Below are 18,649 nucleotides of genomic sequence, written 5' to 3'. Positions count from 1 at the left end.
CCCCCATGACTCAGCCTGACGAGCCGGTCGACGACGCGACCACGGCTGCCGGCGGGGCGGGGAGCCAGCTCGATCCGACCCTCGCGGAGGACCTGCTGCTCCTGCTCTTCCAGCCGGGCACGGGCACCATCGCCGGGGAGAACACCCTCTACTACGTGCTCGCGGCAGCCGTGCTGGCCGACCTCGCCCTCGGTGAGCGCGTGGCCACCACGACGACGCGCACGGGGAGCGTCAACGTGCACGCGGTCGCCGGACGAGCACCGACGGACGAGCTGTTGCGCCGTGCGTGGGAGTACGTGGCCGACAAGCCCCGCGGGGTCCAGACCGTCCTGCCCGCGGTCGGGCCAGCGCTGCGCGAGCCGGTCCTGGAGCGCCTCCTCGCCCGTGGCGACATCGGTCAGGAGCGCCGAAGGGTCATGGGCCTGTTCGGCACGACCGCGTTGATCGACGGCGGGAACGGCCGGCGCGCGGACCTGCTCGGAGCGGTTCGCGAGGTCCTCGTCGACGGCGCGGAACCGACGCCCCGGGTCGCCACGCTGGCCGCACTGATCTGGGCGAGCGGCGCGCTGCCGCAGCTCGACCCGGAGATTCCCTGGACCTCCGCCGTCATCGCCCGCGCCCAGGAGCTCGAGCGTGGCAGCTGGGGAGCCGCCGCCGGCGCCGAGGCGGTCACGCGCACCATGAACGCGATCATCACCAGCAGCGTGATCGTCGCCATCGCTGCACACCCACGGACGTAGCGAGCGGCGCGGGCGGGGCCATGGATCCTGAGAGCAGACGCGACGCAGCAGCACGGGTCCAGCCCGGCGACGGGCACGCACTGCCGCGCTATCGCTGGTGGACCATGCTGATGCGCTCCGTGTTCCATCTGCGCCTCGTCGGCGAGGACGGAGCTCGGGAGACCTGGTCCGTGGACGTCCGGCACGGGGGAGACGCCAACGGTGAGGTGTACGCCCAGCTCTACCGCGACGGTGCCCATCACGCCCGGTCGACGCTTCCTGCAGCGTTCCCGGTCCCGGGCGGGATCATCGAGGTCGTCGCCAGCGGTTTCGGACTCCGCCGTTGTCACTACATCACCCAGGACGGCACCGAGCGGCAGCTCCTTCCCGATCCCGCCTCCGCGGAAGGGCGACGCGCACGATTCGATCGACGCCATCCCGCGCTGAGCCGTTCCATCGGCATCGGCTCGGTGGCTGTGCTGCTGCTCGGCCTCGTCCTGGGCGGGCCACAGCTGCTCGAGGAGATCACGCAGATCCCTCCCGTCGCGAGCATCGTCGGGGGCTTCAGCAGCCCCGTGCGTGTGCCGGGGTGGGCGAACACCTCGCTCGTGGCGGCGACGCTCGTGGCAAGCACCGAGCGGGCACTCCGGTTGCGCTACAACTGGTTGCTCGATGGCGGCATCTTCGACGGGGACTTCTCGTGATCGACAGGAGACCGGAATGACGACCCTCATCCAGCGCATCGAGAACGGGGCGCTGGCGGTGGCGATCCTCGTCGCGGCGATCGCTCTCGAGCAGCCCTGGTGGCTGCTGCTCGCCGCGTTCCTGCTGTTCGACCTGTCGGCGCTGGGCTATCTGCGCAGCCCTCGCGCCGGCGCGCTCACGTACAACGTGGTGCACAACTACACCGGGCCGGCCCTCGTGATCTCGCTCTACCTCGTGCTCCTCCTGCTGGATCACCAGGTGACGTGGCTCGCACTGCTCGCAGGGTGCTGGGCCTTCCACGTGGCGGTCGATCGCGCGCTCGGCTACGGGCTCAAGCTCGACGAGTTCACCCACACGCACCTGGGGCGGATCGGTCGCACGGCGCGCTCCTAAGCGGGCTGGCGCCGGGCTCTGGACCGACGTCGGTGCCCGGGTCCATCCTGGGTGCATGGCTGAAGCGAAGACCCGGCCCACCGAGGTACCGGTGTCGCAGTTCCTGGACGCGGTCACGCCGGCGGCGCGCCGCGAGGACGGCGTCGCGCTCGCGGCGCTGATGGCGGAGGTCACCGGCGTCGAACCGGTGATGTGGGGCCCCTCGATCGTGGGTTACGGCACCTTCCGCTACCGCTCGTCCGCCAACCCCCGCACGCAGGGAGAGATACCCAGGGTGGGCTTCGCCGCGCGCAAGAACGCGCTCGTCCTGTACGGCCTCAAGGACAGTCCCGAGGCGCAGCCGTTGCTGGCCTCGCTCGGCACGTACACCGAGGGTGCCGGCTGTGTGTACGTGAAGCGGCTCGGCGACGTCGACGAGGGCGTGCTGCGTCAGCTCGTGGGTCTCGCCTTCGCCCGGGTCGACGAGGCCTGACCCACGTCGGACGGGTCGAGCCGCTCGGGCAGCCCGAACGCCGGGAACCGGTCCCGCTGGTCCAGGCAGGTCGTCATCCTGGACACCGCCGGCCCGTCGACCTCGAGCAGCAGGATCGCGAACGGTCGGTAGTCCGTCCCCGTTCTGGTCACGGTCGGTGCGTACTGGCCGAACGCGGGGGCGCCGTTCGCTCCGGTCGGCACCAGCCGGTGACCGAGACAGCCCTCGCCCGCAGCGAACACCCTGGTCACGTCGTCGATCCCCGAGAGCCAGAACGCCAGCGGCGGCATCGAGCTGACCACGTCGTCGCGCAGCAACCGGGCGAGGGCGTCGACGTCGTGCCGCTCGAAGGCGGACACGAAGTCGGTCAGCAGGCCCGGGTCCACCGGCTGCGGGACTCTGCCACCGGTGGGCACCTCCAGCGTTCGGCGCGCGCGCTGCAGCGTCGAGTGGACCGCCTGCTCGGTGGTCTCGAGCACGACCGCCGTCTCGGCCGCGGACAGGGCGTAGACGTCGCGCAGCACGAGCACGGCCCGCTGCCGCGGCGGGAGCCACTGCAGCGCCGCCACGAACGCCATCCGGATGCTCTCGCGCTGCTCGGCGGCGGTGGCCGGGTCGACGGCGTCGGGCAAGGGGGTGACCCAACGACCGACGGGCAGCATGCGGTCGAACGGACCATCCGCCGCGGCACGTCCGACCAGGTCTGTCGGCAGCTCACGCCGGGACGCGGACCTGAGCCGGTCCAGGCAGTGCCGGGTCGCGATGGTGAAGGCCCACGTCCGAAGGCTGCCGCGCGACGGGTCGAACCGGTCTCGCGCCTGCCAGGCGGACAGCAGGACCTCCTGGGCGGCGTCCTCGGCGGCGGCGCCGTCGCCGAGCATGCGGTACCCGTAACGCACGAGCTCGGGCCGCAGCTGCGCCAGCGCAGCTTCGTCCACGCCGCCGCTCACGGGCCTTCCGAAGTCCGGCGGGGCAGCGGCGCTCGGCCGGTGACGATGAGCGTCAGGTCGACCGCAGGCAGCCGCACCTGGGTCGCACCATCGGGATCGTCAGCGCCGACCGTGAGCTCGACGTCGTCCGCCGTCAGCCGGACGCCGGTCAGGTCGACGCCGAAGAAGGCGACGGACTCCGAGCCGGCGCCCGCGATCGCGGCCGCCACCACGTCCGGGCTGGGATCCGGGAGGCCGAGCGGCCTGGTGATGTCGAGCCCGTGGATGACCTCGTGGGCGAGGGCGGCCTGGTGCTGCTCGGGTCCGGGCGTCCAACGGCTCAAGATCCGGCGCTGGTAGATGTCGAGCAGCTCGACGTCCTGGAAGCGGGCGGTGTCAGCCCGTGCCGTGCGGTCGCAGGCCAGGTTGACGTCACCGCCGGCGGCCGTGACCTCGGCCTCGAAAGCCTCCGACGTCTGGGTCTCCGAGGTGTTCAGGTGCGCGACCACCTCCCTGATGCGCCAGACCGAGCACAGCGACTCGGCGGCCCACTGCTGCGGTGTCAGACCGGTGAGCAACGACGCGAGACGTCGACGCTCGGCGACGGTCAGCTGGTACAGCTCGGCGGCAGTCATCGGGATCCTCTTTCGCTACGGACGAGTGCCCGCGACGAGCGTGGCACTCCTGTCGAGAGTGGATACGAGTGAGAGCAGCCGGATTCGTCGCTCGAGGAGGACCTGTCGCCCGCGCGGGGTCAGCGCCGGCGCGTCCCGAAGATCGAGCGCGTGATCTCGCGACCGATCACGGTGCCGGCGGACTTGAGCAGCGAGTCGAGGCTCGAGCGGCGGGTGCGGGCGTTGCGCTCGGCCTCCTTCGCCTCACGGGCCGCTCGTGCGGCGTCCTCCTTGGCCCGGGCCCTGGCAGCGGCCTCGGCCTCCTTGGCGGCGCGCTTCTCGGCGGCGACACGGTCCTTCTCGGCCTGCACGGCCGCGGCCTCGGCCTGCTCAGCCGCCTGCCGTGCCTGCTTCTCCTGGTCGATCCGCCGCACCAGCATCTCGTAGGCGCTCACGTTGTCGACCGGCTCGCCGTACTGCGCGAGGGCGGGGGAGGCGTCCACCACCGCGGCGATCGTGGCGTCCGGTGCCGGGTCCATCGACGCCTGCGGTGCGCGGAGCCGCGTCCACGCCACCGGCGTCGGTGCGCCCTTCTCGGCCAGCACGGTCACGACCGCCTCACCGGTGCCCAGCGACGTGAGGAGCTCCTCGAGGTCGTACTCCGACGTCGGGAAGGTCCGTGCCGTGGCGCGCAGCGCCTTGGCGTCGTCGGGCGTGAACGCGCGCAGCGCGTGCTGGACCCGGTTGCCCAGCTGCGCAAGGACGTCGGCGGGGACGTCCTTCGGGGTCTGGGTGACGAAGAAGATCCCGACGCCCTTCGACCTGATCAGCCGCACGGTCTGCGTGACCTGGTTGAGGAACTCCTTGGAGGCGTCGTTGAACAGCAGGTGCGCCTCGTCGAAGAAGAACACCAGGGTCGGCTTGTCGGCGTCGCCGACCTCGGGCAGGTCGCCGAACATGTCGGCCAGCAGCCACATGAGGAACGTGGAGAACAGCGCCGGTCGGTCGAGCACGTCCGGGAGCTCGAGCGCGGAGATCACACCGCGGCCGTCGGCGGCGGTCCGGATCAGGTCGCTCGTGCGGAAGGCGGGCTCGCCGAAGAACACGTCGGCGCCCTGGGCCTGCAGCGCGACGATCTCGCGGAGGATCACTCCCGCCGTCGCGGCGGAGACCCCACCGATGCCCTTGAGCTCGTCCTTGCCGTCGTCGCCGGTGAGGTAGCCGATGGTGGACTGCAGGTCCTTGAGGTCCAGCAGCGCCAACCCCTGGGTGTCGGCCCAGTGGAAGATGAGCCCGAGCGAGGACTCCTGGGTGTCGTTGAGGCCGAGCACCTTGGCCAGCAGCAGCGGACCGAAGTCGGTCACGGTGGTGCGGATCGGGACGCCGTTGCCTTGGCCGCCGAGCGAGTAGAACTCGACCGGGAAGGTGGCGGGGGTCCAGTCCTGCCCGAGGCTGGTGGTGCGGGCGAGCAGCTTCTCGTTCGGCTCGCCCTCGACGACGAGACCCGACAGGTCGCCCTTGATGTCGGCGAGGAAGACCGGCACCCCCGCCGCGCTGAGGCCCTCGGCCATCGCCTGCAGGGTGCGGGTCTTGCCGGTACCGGTGGCACCGGCGACGAGCCCGTGCCGGTTCATCATCGCCAGCGGGAGCCCGACCTGCACGGCCGCGATCGCCTCGTCGTTCTCGACGAGCGCGCCCAGCGGCAGCGTTCCACCCTGGAACGTGTAGCCGGCCTGGATCGCCGCCGCCTGCTCCGACAGCGAACTAGCCGACGGCGCGGCCTCGCCGGTCGGGTCCGTCACCGCGTCCGCCGGTCCTGCGGGCACCGCCGCGGCGGTCGGCGCCGCTGGGGCGCCGGCGGATGCGGCCGCGGCAGCCTCGGCGGCCTCGAGCGCGGCCGCCGCCGCCGCGGCCCTCGCCTCTGCCGCCTCGGCAGCGGCCTGTGCTGCTGCGGCGCGAAGGGCTGCGAGCTCTGCCTCGGTCATGGTCCCTCAGGGTAGGGGCTGGTGCGGCTCGCAGCGGTGCCTCCGCAACCTCGGATGTCCACAGGTCCGGACCGATGCATCTCCATCCACAGCACCCCCTGGCGGGTGGGGCGCGCGCGGGCGGGTCGGCCTACGTTCGCGCCATGCGTGACGATTCTGCGGCGCGGCTGCGGAGGTACCTGCGGGTGGCGTACGACGCCGGCGGTCGACCCGAGCCGCCGGAGCGGGCGCCCAGCAGATGGGCGGCGCCGACCGGCGCCGCCGCCCGGGTTGCGGCCGTACTGATCGTGCTGGTGGTGGCGGGTATCACCTACCTCGTGCTCGTGCGTGTCCCGCCCGCACCGGGGGCGCCTGCGGCACCCTCTGCCGAGCCCGAGCCGCCGGGGGGGGTGGCCACCGCGGAGCCCACCGGTGGCGACGCGACGGTGCTGGTGGTCCACGTGGCCGGGGCGGTGCTCGAGCCGGGTCTGGTCCAGATGCCCGCCGGTGCTCGGGTGGCGGAGGCGATCGAGGTGGCGGGCGGCCCTGCCGAGGGTGCCGACCTCGACGCGCTCAACCTCGCCGCGCCGGTCGTCGACGGCCAGCAGGTCTACGTGCCGCGCGAGGGCGAGAACATCCCGCCCACCACCTCCGGCGGCACCGGAGCCGGTGGTTCCCAGCCCGGCGGCGGCCTGGTGAACATCAACACCGCGGACGCGGTGGCGCTGGAGGCGCTGCCGGGCATCGGTCCGGCGCTCGCCGAGCGGATCATCGCCTGGCGCGCGGAGAACGGACCGTTCCCCAGCGTCGACGCGCTGACCAACGTCTCCGGCATCGGGCCGGCGATCCTGGCGCGGTTGCAGGACAAGGTCACGGTCTGACGATGACGGTCCCGGTGAGTCGCGACCTCAGGCTCCTGCCTGCCGCGCTGCTCGGGTGGGCCGTGGCGCTGGTCGGAACCCGGGCCGACCCGGTGCTCGGGTGCGTGCTGCTGCTCGGTTGCCTCGTGCTGACGGCTACAGCCGCCGCTCGGTCGGGGCGGCCGCCGGGTGGTCGGCATCGCCGCCGCACCCACGGCCGGGCTGCCGCCACGGTGCTGCTGACCGGCGCCAGCATGTCGATGCTGCTGGGCTGGTCGTGGGCGCGCGCCGAGATCCGGGACGCGGTGGTGGAGCCGTATCTGCGCTCGACCGTGACGTCGGAGCTGCGGATCGACTCCGAGCCGCGCCCGCTGGCCGAGGATCGTCTGCTGGTGCGTGCGACCTGGGTCGCGGTGCAGACAGGGGAGGAGTCGGCGCCGGGGCGGCCCGGCGTCGCCGTGACCGTGCTCGCCGACGCGAGCTGGATGTCGGTCGTCGTCGGGTCACGGGTCCAGGCCGCGGCGCGCGTCGTGGCGACGCAGCCCGGCGACGCTGCGGCCGCGCTGCTGGTTGCCGACGGCCCGCCCGACGTCGTGGCGCGGGCGCCGCCGGTCGCTGCCCTCGTCGCACGCCTGCGCGAGGGGCTCGTCAGCGCGAGTGCGGGCCTCGACTCCCAGGCGCGCGGCCTCGTGCCGGGGATCGCGATCGGTGACGACCGCGCGCTGCCGGTCACCCTGGCGGCTGACCTGCGCACGGTCAGCCTGACGCACGTGACCGCGGTCTCGGGAGCCCATGTGGCGATGGTGGTCGGCGTCGTGCTGCTGGTGCTGCGCCGGCTGCCCCGACCCTGGCAGGCGGTGATCGGTGGTGTGGTCCTGACAGCGTTGGTCGTGCTGGTGCACCCCAGTGCCAGCGTGCTGCGATCGGCGGCCATGGGTGGCGTGCTGCTGACCGGGCTGCTGCTGGGCCGACCGCGTGCAGCGCTCCCCGCGCTGTGGGCGAGCGTGATCGCGCTGCTGGCGGTCGACCCGTGGCTCGCTGGATCGTTCGGGTTCGTGCTGTCGGTGCTGGCTACAGCGGGGCTGCTGCTCGCGTCCGGTCCGCTCGCGGACCGGCTGAGCCGACATCTCCCGCGCCTCGTCGCGCTGGCGCTCGCCGTGCCGCTGGCGGCGCAGCTGGCATGCACGCCGGCACTCGCGCTGCTGCAGCCCGCCATGCCTGTGCACGGCGTGCTCGCCAACGTGCTGTCCGCCCCGGCGGTGCCGCCGGCCACCGCCCTCGGCCTGCTCGCGACCCTCGTGGCCCCCGCCTCACCGACGCTCGCGCAGCTGCTGGCGGCAGCGGCCGGGGTCGCGACCGCGTGGGTCGCCTCGGTCGCCACCTGGTGCGCGGGACTGCCGCTGGCCACCGTCCCGTGGTGGGTGGCCGTCACGATCGGTGCTGCCGGGCTGCTGCTGGCGCGGCTGCTGCGGTCATCCCGTCGGCGGCGGGAACGCTGACGGTGGCACCGGAGGCGGCTGCCACTGCTGTGCCAGTGCTGCCGTGGCCGCGGACCGGTACTGCTCGCACAGCTGAACCAGCTGCGGTATCGGGCGGTCCAGGTTCAGGGCGGGGAACGTCAGGTCATAGCCGCCGGCCTGCGCCTTCGCCCACCGCAGCGCTGCGCCGACGTCGTGCGCCGGCATGGAGGCGAGCGTGACAGCGTCGCGCAGCGAACCCGGGTCGGCCGCGCCCAGGATGGGGGCGATGCCCTTGGCGGCGAGCGCGGCCTTGAGCACCAGCGACTGCTGCTGCGGCGTCAGCGAGGCGAGATAGCTGCGCGGGTCGGTCAGCCACGCGCCCAGGCAGGCGGCGCCGCCGGTCTTCGTGGCGCCGAAGCCGCCGACGTCGTGCCACGGCACGAAGCCACCGGATCCGGGCAGCAGACCCGCGGGAGTCAGCGTCAGGGTCACCCCGCCCCGGGCGTGCCGCACCAGCAGCATGACCGCGCCGCCGCCGAAGAGTGCGAGGCCGATCAGCCCGACCAGCAGCAGCAGACCACCCTCGCGCATCATGAAGATCGAGCCCAGCGTCAGCAGCAGCGACAGCGCGACCAGGCCGACCAGTCGGCCTGTCGAGGGCTTGATCACCACGGTGGGCATGGCGCGATCGTAGGTCCGAACCGGGCCCGGGACACCGCTGTCGGCCAGAGATGGCAGGCTGGTCGCGTGCCACCCTCACGCCGGAAGCCTGCCGGGCTCAACCCGCTCGATCTCGACGCGATCCCGCTCGCCCCGGTCGTGCTCGTCAAGGGTTCCGAGGGCTACTTCGTCGACGCCGTGACCGACCACCTGCTCGCGCTGGCCAAGCAGCGTGACCCCGAGGTCGAGGTGACGCGCATCGACGCCGCGGCGTACCAGCCGCACCAGCTCGACGTCATCACCAGCCCGTCGTTGTTCGAGGAGCGCCGGCACGTCGTGGTCGACGGCGTCGATGCGGCCTCCGACGCGTTCATCACCGACGGCCTCGCCTACCTCGAGCAGCTGGACAGCGAGGTCGGTGAGGTGTCGATGGTGCTCCGTCACACCAAGGGCGTGCGGGGCAAGAAGCTGCTCGACGCGATCGCGGCGGCGGGGCTCCCGGTCGTGCAGTGCGACCCGCTCAAGCGCGACACCGAGAAGGTCGACTTCGTCAGCGCCCGGTTCCGCGCCGCGGGCCGTCGCGCCAGCGCCGACGCGGTGCGCGGACTGGTCGAGGCGCTGGGATCCGACCTGCGTGAGCTCGCGGCCGGTGTGCAGCAGCTGATCGACGACACCACCGGCGCCATCACCCCCGATGTCGTGCAGCGGTACCACGGCGGCCGGGTCGAGGCGACCGGGTTCCGGGTGGCCGACACCGCCATCGCCGGCGACGGCGCGGCCGCCGTCACACTGCTGCGGCACGCCCTGTCCACCGGGTCCGACCCGGTGCCGCTGGTCGCCGCGCTGGCGATGAAGCTGCGCACGCTGGCCAAGGTCGCCGCGACCCGCGGCCGCGGCGGCGCCAGCGCCGCCGACCTCGGGCTCGCCCCCTGGCAGATCGACCGTGCCCGCCGCGAGCTCTCCGGCTGGACACCCGAGGGGCTGGCGGCGGCGATCACCGCCGTCGCCGATGCCGACGCCGAGGTCAAGGGCGAGAGCCGCGAACCTCAGTTCGCGGTCGAGCGGGCGGTCCTGCGGGTCGCCGGCGCCCGCGCCGGTCGCTGATCCTCAGCCGCGCGGGGGAGCGGTGGCTCCAGCTTCACCCGGCCGACGGAGGACGTCTCGGGGGCACACGCGGGAGGCTGAAGCCATGAACGAGGATCAGAAGCCCACCGAGCCCGCTGGGGCGCCGATGCTCGGAGCCGGCCTCGCGATCGGGGTCGCCATCGGGGTGGCGATCGGCGTCGCGATGGACAACATCGCGCTCGGCATCCCGATCGGCATGGCCATCGGCCTGGCCTTCGGAGCGGCGTTCCAGGCCCGGAAGCCCGGGGCCGGCGAGGGTGACGACGAGTCAGCAGGGCGCGCCGGGGACGAGTGAGCGGACACGACGACGGCGCCACCCGTGGGGTGGCGCCGTCGTGAAGCTGTGGTGCGGGTCGCTCAGAGAGCGGCGACCTGCTTGGCGAGCGCCGACTTGCGGTTGGCTGCCTGGTTGAGGTGGATGACACCCTTCGAGGCTGCCTTGTCCAGCTGACGGGAGGCGGTCGCCAGGGCGGCGGCTGCGGTCTCCTTGTTGCCGGCGGCGATCGCCTCGCGGACGTGACGGACCTGGGTCTTCAGCTCCGACTTCACGGCCTTGTTGCGCAGGCGCGCCTTCTCGTTGGTGCGGATCCGCTTGATCTGGGACTTGATGTTGGCCACGTGTAACTCAAACTCTTTCGGTGGTTCGCTCGCGCGATCGGACTACGTCGAAGAGGGTGTCGGAGCTGCGACGCGGAGACGGGCACGAGGGTTGGGATCCTCTGGGCTTCCGCGATAGCGCTCACCGGGCCGCCGGTACAACAGCAACCCAACGGGATACCTTACCAGGGGTTCTGCCCGGCCGGGTCAGCGATCTTGGTCACGCCGGAACGCGCGGAGCGCCTGCGCGACGGCGTCGAACCGCTCCTCGTCCAGGGCCGCTCCCTGACGCCGGACCGCGGCGGCGGGCAGGTACAGGACCCGGTCCAGCCGCACCTCCGACTGCCGGCCGTGGCTGTCCCACGCGCCGGCGCCGATGTCGAACCAGTACCGCCCCCACCGTGCCTCGTCGGCACGGTCGCGGTCGTGGTCCTGGGATGTGGCCTGCAGCCCGAGGTAGCCACCGGCGTGGCGCGCGAGGATCAGGACCGGGCGGTCCTTGCCGCGGCCGTCGTTCTCGTCGTAGGGCACCCAGGCCCACACGATCTCACCGGGATCGGCGTCGTCGTCGGCCTCGGGCGCGTACCGCAGCGCCGGCAACGGCTGCTCGAAGGGCACCGTGACGTCAGCGCGCTCGGGACCACGGTGCCCGGCTCGCTGGCCGCGCCGTGCGCGCCGCTGCGAGCTCCGCGCGGCATCACGCACCAGCCCGGTCGCGACCCTGACGATCCGGTTCAGCACGCTCATGAGCGCCGAGGCTACCGGTCAGCGACGCAGCAGCAGCGCGTCCCCCTGCCCGCCGCCGCCGCACAGCGCGACCCCCGCCCGGCCCGACCCGCGGCGAGCCAGCTCGTACGCGGCGTGGATCACCAGGCGCGCCCCGGAGGAGCCGATCGGGTGACCGAGGGCGATCGCACCGCCGTGGATGTTGACACGCTCGCCGTCGATCCCGAGCTCGCGGGTGGAGGCCAGCGAGACCGCGGCGAAGGCCTCGTTGATCTCGACGAGGTCGAGGTCCTCGACGCCCCAGCCGGCGCGCTCGAGCGCGGCGGAGATGGCGCGCGACGGCTGGTGGTGCAGGTGGTTGTCCGGCCCCGCGACATGTCCGGCCGCGCCGATCGTGGCCATCACGGTCAGCCCCTCCGCCTCGGCATGCGCACGCGTGGTGAGCACCAGCGCCGCGGCGCCGTCGCTCAGCTGCGAGGCGTTTCCGGCCGTGATCGTGCCGTCCGCGGCGAAGGCCGGGCGCAGGCGCGCGAGCCCCTCGGCGCTGGTGTCCTCGCGGACGCCCTCGTCGTGAGCGATCACGGCCTCGCCCCGCCGCGAGGAGATCGTGACCGGCGCGATCTCCTGGGCGATGAGCTCGCGCGCCGCGGCAGCCCGCTGGTGCGAGGCGAGCGCGATGGCGTCCTGCTCCTCGCGGGTGAGCCCGCGGTCGGCGTTGCCCCGCTCGGTCAGCGCGCCCATCGGCCCGCCCTCGGCGGCGTCGGTGAGCCCGTCGTGGGCGAGGTGGTCGAGCGCGGTCCGGTCGCCGTAGAGCCAGCCGGTGCGGGTGCCGGGCAACAGGTGCGGCGCATGGCTCATCGACTCCATCCCGCCCGCGACCACCACCGTGGCGTCGCCGGCGCGGATCATGCGCGCGGCGTCGATGACCGCCGTCAGGCCCGACAGGCACACCTTGTTGATGGCGCTCGCATGGACGCGGGGGTCGAGCCCGGCGCCCAGGGCAGCCTGCCGCGCCGGGTTCTGCCCCGCGCCGGCCTGCAGCACCTGCCCCAGCAGCACGGCGTCGACCGATCCGGGAGAGATGCCCGCGCGCTGCACGGCGTTCCGGATCGCGTGCGACCCCATCTCGACGGCGGTCATGCTCGCGAGCGCGCCCGCGAGCTTGGCGTACGGGGTGCGCGCGGCACCGACGATCACGACGTCGGTCGGGGCGTCCTGCTCTGGCACGGAGGTCATCCGTCGACTCCTCTTCATCGGGGGTGATGCCAGTCTCGCACCGCTCGACATCGCCCACGCGGCCCCGGCGTGCGACCGGGAGACGCCGCCCACGCCGCTGGGGCAGGATGCAAGCAGATCCGCCCGGGCAACGTCGCAGGAGGAGCAGCATGAACATCGACAAGGTCGTCCCCGACGCCGCCACCGCGGTGGCGGACATCGGTGACGGGGCGAGCATCGCCGTCGGCGGTTTCGGTCTGTGCGGGAACCCGATGGATCTGATCCGCGCGTTGCTGGACCACGGGAGCACCGGGCTGTCGGTCGTGAGCAACAACTGCGGGGTCGACGACTGGGGGCTGGGGCTGCTGCTGGCGCACGGCCGGCTCGCCAAGATGACGTCCTCCTACGTGGGGGAGAACAAGGAGTTCGAGCGGCAGTTCCTCGCCGGTGAGCTCGAGGTGGAGCTGACCCCGCAGGGCACGCTCGCCGAGAAGCTGCGGGCGGGTGGCTCGGGGATCGCCGCGTTCTTCACCCAGACCGGGGTCGGCACCCAGGTCGCCGAGGGTGGGCTGCCGCGCCGGTATGACGGCGATGGTGGGGTGGCGGTGTCGTCCTCAGCCAAGGAGGTCCGCGACTTCCGGGGCATCCAGTACGTGCTCGAGGAGGCGATCACGTGCGACTTCGCGCTGGTGCACGCCCGGCGTGGTGACCGGGCCGGGAACCTGCAGTTCCACGCCTCCGCGCGCAACTTCAACCCGTTGGCTGCGATGGCGGGCGCGATCTGCGTCGCCGAGGTCGAGGAGCTGGTGGAGGTCGGTGACATCCCGCCGGACGAGGTGCACCTGCCCGGGGTCTTCGTGCGGCGCGTGGTCGCCGTCGGCACCGACACGCCCAAGCGCATCGAGCGCCGTACCGTGCAGGAGGGCTGACATGGCACTGACCCGGCAGCAGATGGCCGCCCGCGCGGCAGCCGAGCTGGTGGACGGCTCGTACGTCAACCTCGGCATCGGGCTGCCGACGTTGATCCCGAACTACGTGCCCGACGGCGTCACGGTCGTCCTCCAGTCGGAGAACGGCATCCTGGGCGTGGGTCCGTACCCGCACGAGGACGCCGTCGACCCCGACCTGATCAACGCGGGCAAGGAGACGGTCACGACGCTGCCGGGCGCGGCGTTCTTCGACAGCGCGCTCAGCTTCGCCATGATCCGCGGCGGCAAGATCGACGCCGCGATCCTGGGCGGCATGCAGGTCTCGGCCACCGGTGACCTCGCGAACTGGATGATCCCGGGGAAGATGGTCAAGGGCCCCGGCGGTGCGATGGACCTCGTCCACGGCGCCAGGCGGGTGATCGTGCTGATGGAGCACGTCGCCAAGGACGGCAGTCCGAAGATCGTCCGCGCGTGCTCGTTGCCGCTGACGGGCCGCGGTGTGGTCGATCGGGTGATCACCGACCTCGCGGTCATCGACGTCGAGCCCGAGGGTCTGGTGCTGCGCGAGTGCGCTCCGGGTGTCAGCGCCGAGGAGGTCGCCGCCGCCACCGAGCCACCGCTGCGGATCGCGCTGGGCACGTAACAGCCCGGACACCTCACGCGCGGTAGGTTTCCCGACATGGCCGATCTGTTCGAGGGATACCCGAGCGGGGTGGCCTGGGACGAGATGATGGGCGAGGGCGAGCACCGCGCCGTGCGCGGGCCGTACCAGCACGTGCACCGCACCATGGGTGCGCTCGACGCCGACGAGCTCGGGATCCGTGCGGACGCGCTCGCCCGCAGCTATCTCGACCAGGGCATCACGTTCGACGTCGGTGGCGAGGAGCGGCCGTTCCCGCTCGACTCGGTGCCTCGCGTGGTCGACGGCGCGGAGTGGGAGCACCTCGCGCCGGGCATCGCGCAGCGGGTCCGGGCGCTGGAGGCGCTGCTGGCCGATGTGTACGGACCGCAGAAGGTCATCGCCGACGGCGTGCTGCCTCGCAAGCTGATCCTGTCCTCGGCGCACTTCCACCGGGCCGCTGTCGGGGTCGAGCCCGCGAACGGCGTCCGTGTGCACGTGGCCGGCATCGACGTGATCCGTGACGCCGCCGACTCCTGGCGCGTGCTCGAGGACAACGTGCGTGTCCCCAGCGGCGTCTCGTACGTGCTCTCGAACCGGCGCGCCATGGCGCAGTCGTTCCCCGAGCTGTTCTCCAAGATGCGCATCCGGCCGGTCGCGGACTACCCGCGCCGGCTCCTCGCCGCCCTGACGGCGGCCGCACCGCCCGGGGTCGACGACCCGGTCGTGGTGGTGCTCACCCCGGGCGCGTACAACAGCGCCTACTTCGAGCACTCGCTGCTGGCGCGCCTCATGGGCGTGGAGCTGGTCGAGGGCCGCGACCTGGTGTGCGCGGGCGACCGTGTCTACATGCGCACCACCGAGGGCCGTCGCCGCGTGGACGTGATCTACCGGCGCGTCGACGACGAGTTCCTCGACCCGGTCGCGTTCCGGCCCGACTCGCTTCTGGGCTGCCCCGGGCTGCTCAACGCGGCGCGCGCCGGCACCGTGACGATCGCGAACATGGTGGGCAACGGCGTCGCCGACGACAAGCTGATCTACACCTACGTGCCGGACCTGATCCGCTACTACCTCGGTGAAGAACCGATCCTCAAGAACGTCGACACCTGGCGGCTCGAGGAGCCCGAGGCGCTCGCGGAGGTGCTGGACCGGCTGGAGGAGCTGGTGGTGAAGCCGGTCGACGGCTCCGGCGGCAAGGGCATCATCATCGGCCCGGCCGCGGAGAAGGCCGAGCTCGACGCCGCCCGGGTGCGGCTGCAGCAGGATCCGCGCGGCTGGATCGCGCAACCGGTGGTGCAGCTGTCCACGGTGCCGACGCTGGCGGGCGAGTCGCTGCGACCCCGGCACGTCGACCTGCGACCGTTCGCCGTCAACGACGGCGAGAACGTCTGGGTGCTCCCGGGTGGGCTGACCCGTGTCGCGCTGGCCGAGGGCCAGCTCGTGGTCAACTCCTCCCAGGGCGGCGGCTCCAAGGACACCTGGGTGCTCGGCAGCGGCCGCAAGCGCACCGCGGTGCGCCCGGAGGTGCGCATCGAGCAGCCGCCGATCCACGGCATCCCGCTCGACACCAACCCGCAGGACAGCGGCCACCAGCAGCAGGCGCAGCAGCAGCAGCAGACCGACCTGGGAGGGCAGCGCTGATGCTGTCCCGGATCGCTGAGTCGCTGTTCTGGATCGGTCGCTACGTCGAGCGCGCCGACGACACCGCGCGCATCCTCGACGCCCACCTGCAGCTGCTGCTGGAGGACCCCTGGGTCGAGGAGGATCTCGCCTGCCGCTCGCTGCTCGCCGTCATGGGGGCCGCCGAGCCGCCCGAGGGGGTGCTCGCAACCCGTCAGATCGTGCTGGACGAGCTGGCGCTCAACCGGGTCTCACCCGGCGCGATCGCCGGCTCGTTGACCGCGGCGCGCGGCAACGCCCGGCGCGCCCGCGAGGTTCTCTCCTCGGAGCTGTGGGAGGCGCTCAACACCACCTGGAACGCGTTGCCGAGCCGCACCGCGCGATCCACGCCGCCGGAGTTCTTCGCCTGGGTGCGCGAGCGTGCGGCGCTGGTCGGCGGCATCACCGACGCCACCACCCCGCGCGAGGGCACCCACCAGTTCCTGGTGCTCGGCCGCTCGATCGAGCGCGCCGACATGACGGCGCGTCTCATCGCCACCCGCGTGCTGGCGGGGAGCGCGGCGCCCGACTGGACCACGCTGCTGCGCTCCTGCGGTGCGCACGAGGCCTACCTGCGCACCAACCGCGGCCGCGAGGCAGACCGCTTGGCCGCCGAGTTCCTGCTGCTCGACCCCTCCTTCCCGCGCTCGGTGCTGTACTCGCTGGCCCGCGCCGAGACCTGCCTGGGCGAGCTGGAGCCCGGTGTCCGGCGCAAGGGCGACGACGACCCGCGCACCGTGCTGGGCCGCATCCGGTCGACGCTGGAGTACCGCCCCCTGCTCAAGCTGCTCGGCAACCTGCCGCAGGAGATGGAGGACGTGCAGCGCGCCTGCTCGGAGGCCTCCGACGCGATCAAGCTGCGCTACTTCCCCTCCGGGGTGTCCGACGACTGGATCGGAGACCCATGGTGAACGCAGCGAACCCCGTGAACCGCCTGCACATCGTGCACCGCACGACCTTCTCCTACGCCCGCAGCGTCACGGCGTCCTACAACGAGGCGCGGATGCGGCCCCTGGAGCTGCCGCACCAGCGGCTGATCTCGTCACGGGTCACGGCCACGCCGTCGACCTTCCAGTCGACCTACCTCGACTACTGGGGCACCTCGGTGACGCCGTTCGAGGTGCTCACGCCGCACGAGGCGCTGGTGGTGCTGGCGGAGTCCCGGGTGGAGCTCACGCCGCCACGGCCGATCCCGGGGGTGGCCTGGGAGCAGCTGCGGTCGCCGGAGGTGGCCGACCGGATGTGCGAGTACCTCGTGGCCACGTCGGTCACCGAGCCGGCGGCCGATCTGGTCGCCCTGGCGAAGGACACCATCGGCGACCTGCCGCCGGCGCAGGCCGCGACGGCGGTGCTGGGCGCCATGCGCGAGGAGGTCGAGTACGTCCCGGGCGTGACGGGCGTGCACACCAAGGCCAGGGAGGCCTGGGAGTCGCGCTCCGGCGTGTGCCAGGACATCGCGCACCTCGGCGTCGGTGCGTTGCGCGCGGTCGGCATCCCCACGCGGTACGTCTCGGGCTACCTGCACCCGTTGACCTCGAACGCCGAGCCGGGCGTCCCGGTGACGGGGGAGTCGCACGCCTGGATCGAGTACTGGGCGGGGGACTGGGTGGGGTTCGACCCCACGAACCGGATCGGGGTCAGCGACCACCACGTGATCGTGGCGCGCGGCCGCGAGTACGGCGACGTGACGCCGCTGCGCGGTGTGTACGCCGGCGGCGGCAGGTCCTCGCAGCAGGTCGAGGTCCGGATCACGCGGGAGGCGTGAGCGGCAGGGCGCAACGATCGGCGCGCTCACCACATGGTCGGGACATGAGAGCTGTGCGGGGGTTGCTGTCAGGCGCCGCGGTGCTGGCCGTGGTCGCGGGGTGTGCGGGCGCGCCCGGAGGCGCGTCGGGCGGCGAGGCGCCGGCGGGAGGTGGCGACGACGTGACGTACGCGACCTTCACCACGATCCTGCAGGCGAGCGCAGACGTGCCGCCCGAGCTGTGCCTGGGCGGTGTGATGGAGTCCTACCCGCCGCAGTGCGGCGGCCTGGAGCTCATCGGGCTCGACTGGGAGGACGTCGCCGACGCCGAGACGGCGAGCGGGGTCACCTGGGGGACCGGCTGGTTGGTCGGCACCTACGACGGCGGGGCCGGCACGTTCACGCTGACCGAGCCCGCGAGCGACACGCCACCGAGCGGGCTGCAGACCCCGGCACCCGAGGACGTCACGTTCCCGCCGTTGTGCGAGGACCCCTATCGAGGCGGTGACGAGACCTTCGACCCGAGCTCCCCGGAGGCCGCGGCCGCGCTGGAGGAGCTGCTGACGCTCGCGCCGCAGCTCGACGGCTATATCACGCTCTACGTCTCCGACGGGTCCTCGGAGCACAACGTGCTGGTCCAGGGCGATGCCGAGGCGGCCCACCAGCGGCTCCGCGAGGTGTGGCCGGGCTGGCTGTGCGTCGCCACCGGCACGGGCGCCGCGGAGGCGGACGTGCACACGGCGCAGCAGGCTCTCCACGAGGAGCTCGGCGACCGGGTGCTCGGCTCGGGCGGTGGCGGCACCGACGGGATCGTCGAGGTCTCCGTCGTCGTCGCGGACGAGGCCACCACCCAGGCGGTGCTCGACGCCGTCGAGCCCTGGTTGACGCCCGAGCAGGTCGTGGTGACCGGCACGCTGGTCCCGGTGGACTGACCGGCCGGCCTCAGGTGACGAGGTCGGCGTGCTCCGGGTGCTCCTCCACGTAGGAGGCCACGAACGAGCACACCACGACGACGGCGCGCTCCGCCGCACGCTCCGCGTCGAGCGCCCCACCGACGAGCGCGGATCCCACACCCTGCCCCTCGTGACCGGGATCCACCACGGTGTGCGTGAACGTCGTGACGCCGTCGGCTCGTTCGTAGGCCGCGAACCCCAGCACCTCGCCCTCACGCTCGGCCAGGTAGCGGCTGCTGCCCTCGTCGTCACGGACCGTGATGTCGCTCATGCACCGACCCTAGGACGGCTCGCACCGGGCCAGGG

At 72.8% G+C, this 18,649-nt stretch carries 22 protein-coding genes; 14 read left to right on the top strand and 8 right to left on the bottom strand.

Annotated elements, in window-relative coordinates:
* Positions 1–5: 5 nt before the first annotated feature.
* The 4 genes from GPA04_RS04730 (at position 6) to GPA04_RS04715 (ending at position 2,289) form a co-directional block, all read left to right on the top strand.
* Complete coding sequence (locus tag GPA04_RS04730; RefSeq protein WP_156222885.1) at positions 6–740, top strand: GOLPH3/VPS74 family protein; 735 nt, start codon at positions 6–8, stop codon at positions 738–740.
* Positions 741–844: 104 nt separating this feature from the next.
* Positions 845–1,423 (top strand): hypothetical protein, encoded by a 579-nt coding sequence (locus GPA04_RS04725; RefSeq protein WP_241680607.1) that lies wholly within the window; start codon positions 845–847, stop codon positions 1,421–1,423.
* Positions 1,424–1,439: 16 nt separating this feature from the next.
* A complete protein-coding gene (locus GPA04_RS04720) occupies positions 1,440–1,817 on the top strand; it encodes a DUF4260 family protein (RefSeq protein WP_156222881.1) in 378 nt (125 codons plus the stop codon).
* Positions 1,818–1,872: 55 nt separating this feature from the next.
* Positions 1,873–2,289 (top strand): DUF1801 domain-containing protein, encoded by a 417-nt coding sequence (locus tag GPA04_RS04715; protein WP_156222878.1) that lies wholly within the window; start codon positions 1,873–1,875, stop codon positions 2,287–2,289.
* On the opposite strand, the gene GPA04_RS04710 is transcribed toward GPA04_RS04715, so the two are convergent.
* From GPA04_RS04710 to GPA04_RS04700, 3 genes are all read right to left on the bottom strand, one after another.
* A complete protein-coding gene (locus GPA04_RS04710) occupies positions 2,247–3,239 on the bottom strand; it encodes an RNA polymerase subunit sigma-70 (RefSeq protein ID WP_206674116.1) in 993 nt (330 codons plus the stop codon). The two genes, GPA04_RS04715 and GPA04_RS04710, sit on opposite strands and share 43 nt — an antisense overlap.
* Positions 3,236–3,853 (bottom strand): maleylpyruvate isomerase family mycothiol-dependent enzyme, encoded by a 618-nt coding sequence (locus tag GPA04_RS04705; RefSeq protein ID WP_156222877.1) that lies wholly within the window; start codon positions 3,851–3,853, stop codon positions 3,236–3,238. The genes GPA04_RS04710 and GPA04_RS04705 overlap by 4 nt, the downstream gene beginning before the upstream one ends.
* Positions 3,854–3,972: 119 nt before the next feature.
* Positions 3,973–5,817 carry a helicase HerA-like domain-containing protein gene (locus tag GPA04_RS04700; protein WP_156222875.1) on the bottom strand — a complete coding sequence of 615 codons (1,845 nt, stop codon included), beginning with the start codon at positions 5,815–5,817 and terminating at the stop codon, positions 3,973–3,975.
* A 143-nt stretch (positions 5,818–5,960) separates the two neighbouring features.
* Between GPA04_RS04700 and GPA04_RS04695 the strand changes: the two genes are divergently transcribed.
* Together GPA04_RS04695 and GPA04_RS04690 are read left to right on the top strand one after the other, a co-directional pair.
* Positions 5,961–6,677 carry a helix-hairpin-helix domain-containing protein gene (locus tag GPA04_RS04695; RefSeq protein WP_156222874.1) on the top strand — a complete coding sequence of 239 codons (717 nt, stop codon included), beginning with the start codon at positions 5,961–5,963 and terminating at the stop codon, positions 6,675–6,677.
* A gap of 2 nt (positions 6,678–6,679) precedes the next feature.
* Entirely contained in the window at positions 6,680–8,155 is a 1,476-nt protein-coding gene (locus GPA04_RS04690) for a ComEC/Rec2 family competence protein (RefSeq protein WP_156222872.1), read from the top strand.
* Here GPA04_RS04690 and GPA04_RS04685 read toward each other — a convergent pair.
* Positions 8,129–8,797, bottom strand: a complete 669-nt coding sequence (locus GPA04_RS04685) for a hypothetical protein (protein ID WP_156222870.1) — start codon at positions 8,795–8,797, stop codon at positions 8,129–8,131. The genes GPA04_RS04690 and GPA04_RS04685 overlap by 27 nt on opposite strands.
* Before the next feature lie 66 nt (positions 8,798–8,863).
* On the opposite strand from GPA04_RS04685, the gene holA reads away from it, so the two are divergent.
* Together holA and GPA04_RS04675 are read left to right on the top strand one after the other, a co-directional pair.
* A complete protein-coding gene (holA, locus tag GPA04_RS04680; protein WP_156222868.1) occupies positions 8,864–9,880 on the top strand; it encodes a DNA polymerase III subunit delta in 1,017 nt (338 codons plus the stop codon).
* A gap of 85 nt (positions 9,881–9,965) precedes the next feature.
* Positions 9,966–10,196 carry a glycine zipper domain-containing protein gene (locus GPA04_RS04675; RefSeq protein WP_156222866.1) on the top strand — a complete coding sequence of 77 codons (231 nt, stop codon included), beginning with the start codon at positions 9,966–9,968 and terminating at the stop codon, positions 10,194–10,196.
* A 62-nt stretch (positions 10,197–10,258) separates the two neighbouring features.
* Here the strand turns inward: GPA04_RS04675 and rpsT are convergent, their stop codons facing one another.
* The 3 genes from rpsT to GPA04_RS04660 all read right to left on the bottom strand — a co-directional run bounded on the left by rpsT (position 10,259) and on the right by GPA04_RS04660 (position 12,460).
* Complete coding sequence (rpsT, locus tag GPA04_RS04670; RefSeq protein WP_156222864.1) at positions 10,259–10,519, bottom strand: 30S ribosomal protein S20; 261 nt, start codon at positions 10,517–10,519, stop codon at positions 10,259–10,261.
* A 186-nt stretch (positions 10,520–10,705) separates the two neighbouring features.
* On the bottom strand, positions 10,706–11,245 hold the full coding sequence (locus GPA04_RS04665) for a type II toxin-antitoxin system PemK/MazF family toxin (RefSeq protein ID WP_156222861.1): 540 nt from the start codon (positions 11,243–11,245) through the stop codon (positions 10,706–10,708).
* 18 nt (positions 11,246–11,263) lie between these two features.
* Complete coding sequence (locus GPA04_RS04660; RefSeq protein WP_156222859.1) at positions 11,264–12,460, bottom strand: acetyl-CoA C-acetyltransferase; 1,197 nt, start codon at positions 12,458–12,460, stop codon at positions 11,264–11,266.
* A gap of 149 nt (positions 12,461–12,609) precedes the next feature.
* Here GPA04_RS04660 and GPA04_RS04655 point away from each other — a divergent pair, with 149 nt between their 5' ends.
* Genes GPA04_RS04655 through GPA04_RS04630 form a run of 6 tightly spaced genes read left to right on the top strand, consistent with a single transcriptional unit; the run spans position 12,610 to position 18,322 of the window.
* Entirely contained in the window at positions 12,610–13,368 is a 759-nt protein-coding gene (locus GPA04_RS04655; protein ID WP_156222857.1) for a CoA transferase subunit A, read from the top strand.
* Between the two features lies 1 nt (position 13,369).
* On the top strand, positions 13,370–14,011 hold the full coding sequence (locus tag GPA04_RS04650; protein WP_194238929.1) for a 3-oxoacid CoA-transferase subunit B: 642 nt from the start codon (positions 13,370–13,372) through the stop codon (positions 14,009–14,011).
* A gap of 36 nt (positions 14,012–14,047) precedes the next feature.
* The gene (locus GPA04_RS04645; protein ID WP_156222855.1) at positions 14,048–15,628 is read left to right on the top strand and encodes a circularly permuted type 2 ATP-grasp protein; all 1,581 of its coding nucleotides are present in this window, start codon (positions 14,048–14,050) and stop codon (positions 15,626–15,628) included.
* Positions 15,628–16,557 (top strand): alpha-E domain-containing protein, encoded by a 930-nt coding sequence (locus GPA04_RS04640; RefSeq protein WP_156222854.1) that lies wholly within the window; start codon positions 15,628–15,630, stop codon positions 16,555–16,557. The genes GPA04_RS04645 and GPA04_RS04640 overlap by 1 nt, the downstream gene beginning before the upstream one ends.
* The gene (locus tag GPA04_RS04635; RefSeq protein ID WP_366464288.1) at positions 16,551–17,411 is read left to right on the top strand and encodes a transglutaminase family protein; all 861 of its coding nucleotides are present in this window, start codon (positions 16,551–16,553) and stop codon (positions 17,409–17,411) included. The genes GPA04_RS04640 and GPA04_RS04635 overlap by 7 nt, the downstream gene beginning before the upstream one ends.
* Positions 17,412–17,455: 44 nt before the next feature.
* Positions 17,456–18,322: a hypothetical protein gene (locus GPA04_RS04630; RefSeq protein WP_156222852.1), complete on the top strand. Its 867-nt coding sequence runs from the start codon at positions 17,456–17,458 to the stop codon at positions 18,320–18,322.
* A gap of 10 nt (positions 18,323–18,332) precedes the next feature.
* Here GPA04_RS04630 and GPA04_RS04625 read toward each other — a convergent pair whose 3' ends face one another.
* Complete coding sequence (locus GPA04_RS04625) at positions 18,333–18,614, bottom strand: GNAT family N-acetyltransferase (protein ID WP_156222850.1); 282 nt, start codon at positions 18,612–18,614, stop codon at positions 18,333–18,335.
* Between the last annotated feature and the right edge of the window lie 35 nt (positions 18,615–18,649).

It is taken from the genome of Pseudactinotalea suaedae, assembly GCF_009733815.1.
In the GTDB taxonomy this organism is placed as follows: Bacteria; Actinomycetota; Actinomycetes; order Actinomycetales; family Beutenbergiaceae; genus Pseudactinotalea; species Pseudactinotalea suaedae.
The sequence above is the reverse complement of the archived record's forward strand: the minus strand, read 5'-3'. Positions and strand labels throughout refer to the sequence as shown.

Excerpts from the sequence above, each read along its gene's own strand:
- GPA04_RS04730 (WP_156222885.1), top strand. The coding sequence starts at position 6 with ATGACTCAGCCTGACGAGCCGGTCGACGACGCGACCACGGCTGCCGGC.
- GPA04_RS04725 (WP_241680607.1), top strand. The coding sequence starts at position 845 with ATGCTGATGCGCTCCGTGTTCCATCTGCGCCTCGTCGGCGAGGACGGA.
- GPA04_RS04720 (WP_156222881.1), top strand. The coding sequence starts at position 1,440 with ATGACGACCCTCATCCAGCGCATCGAGAACGGGGCGCTGGCGGTGGCG.
- GPA04_RS04715 (WP_156222878.1), top strand. The coding sequence starts at position 1,873 with ATGGCTGAAGCGAAGACCCGGCCCACCGAGGTACCGGTGTCGCAGTTC.
- GPA04_RS04705 (WP_156222877.1), bottom strand. The coding sequence starts at position 3,853 with ATGACTGCCGCCGAGCTGTACCAGCTGACCGTCGCCGAGCGTCGACGT.
- GPA04_RS04700 (WP_156222875.1), bottom strand. The coding sequence starts at position 5,817 with ATGACCGAGGCAGAGCTCGCAGCCCTTCGCGCCGCAGCAGCACAGGCC.
- GPA04_RS04695 (WP_156222874.1), top strand. The coding sequence starts at position 5,961 with ATGCGTGACGATTCTGCGGCGCGGCTGCGGAGGTACCTGCGGGTGGCG.
- GPA04_RS04690 (WP_156222872.1), top strand. The coding sequence starts at position 6,680 with ATGACGGTCCCGGTGAGTCGCGACCTCAGGCTCCTGCCTGCCGCGCTG.
- GPA04_RS04685 (WP_156222870.1), bottom strand. The coding sequence starts at position 8,797 with ATGCCCACCGTGGTGATCAAGCCCTCGACAGGCCGACTGGTCGGCCTG.
- GPA04_RS04675 (WP_156222866.1), top strand. The coding sequence starts at position 9,966 with ATGAACGAGGATCAGAAGCCCACCGAGCCCGCTGGGGCGCCGATGCTC.
- GPA04_RS04665 (WP_156222861.1), bottom strand. The coding sequence starts at position 11,245 with ATGAGCGTGCTGAACCGGATCGTCAGGGTCGCGACCGGGCTGGTGCGT.
- GPA04_RS04660 (WP_156222859.1), bottom strand. The coding sequence starts at position 12,460 with ATGACCTCCGTGCCAGAGCAGGACGCCCCGACCGACGTCGTGATCGTC.
- GPA04_RS04655 (WP_156222857.1), top strand. The coding sequence starts at position 12,610 with ATGAACATCGACAAGGTCGTCCCCGACGCCGCCACCGCGGTGGCGGAC.
- GPA04_RS04650 (WP_194238929.1), top strand. The coding sequence starts at position 13,370 with ATGGCACTGACCCGGCAGCAGATGGCCGCCCGCGCGGCAGCCGAGCTG.
- GPA04_RS04645 (WP_156222855.1), top strand. The coding sequence starts at position 14,048 with ATGGCCGATCTGTTCGAGGGATACCCGAGCGGGGTGGCCTGGGACGAG.
- GPA04_RS04640 (WP_156222854.1), top strand. The coding sequence starts at position 15,628 with ATGCTGTCCCGGATCGCTGAGTCGCTGTTCTGGATCGGTCGCTACGTC.
- GPA04_RS04635 (WP_366464288.1), top strand. The coding sequence starts at position 16,551 with ATGGTGAACGCAGCGAACCCCGTGAACCGCCTGCACATCGTGCACCGC.
- GPA04_RS04630 (WP_156222852.1), top strand. The coding sequence starts at position 17,456 with ATGAGAGCTGTGCGGGGGTTGCTGTCAGGCGCCGCGGTGCTGGCCGTG.
- GPA04_RS04625 (WP_156222850.1), bottom strand. The coding sequence starts at position 18,614 with ATGAGCGACATCACGGTCCGTGACGACGAGGGCAGCAGCCGCTACCTG.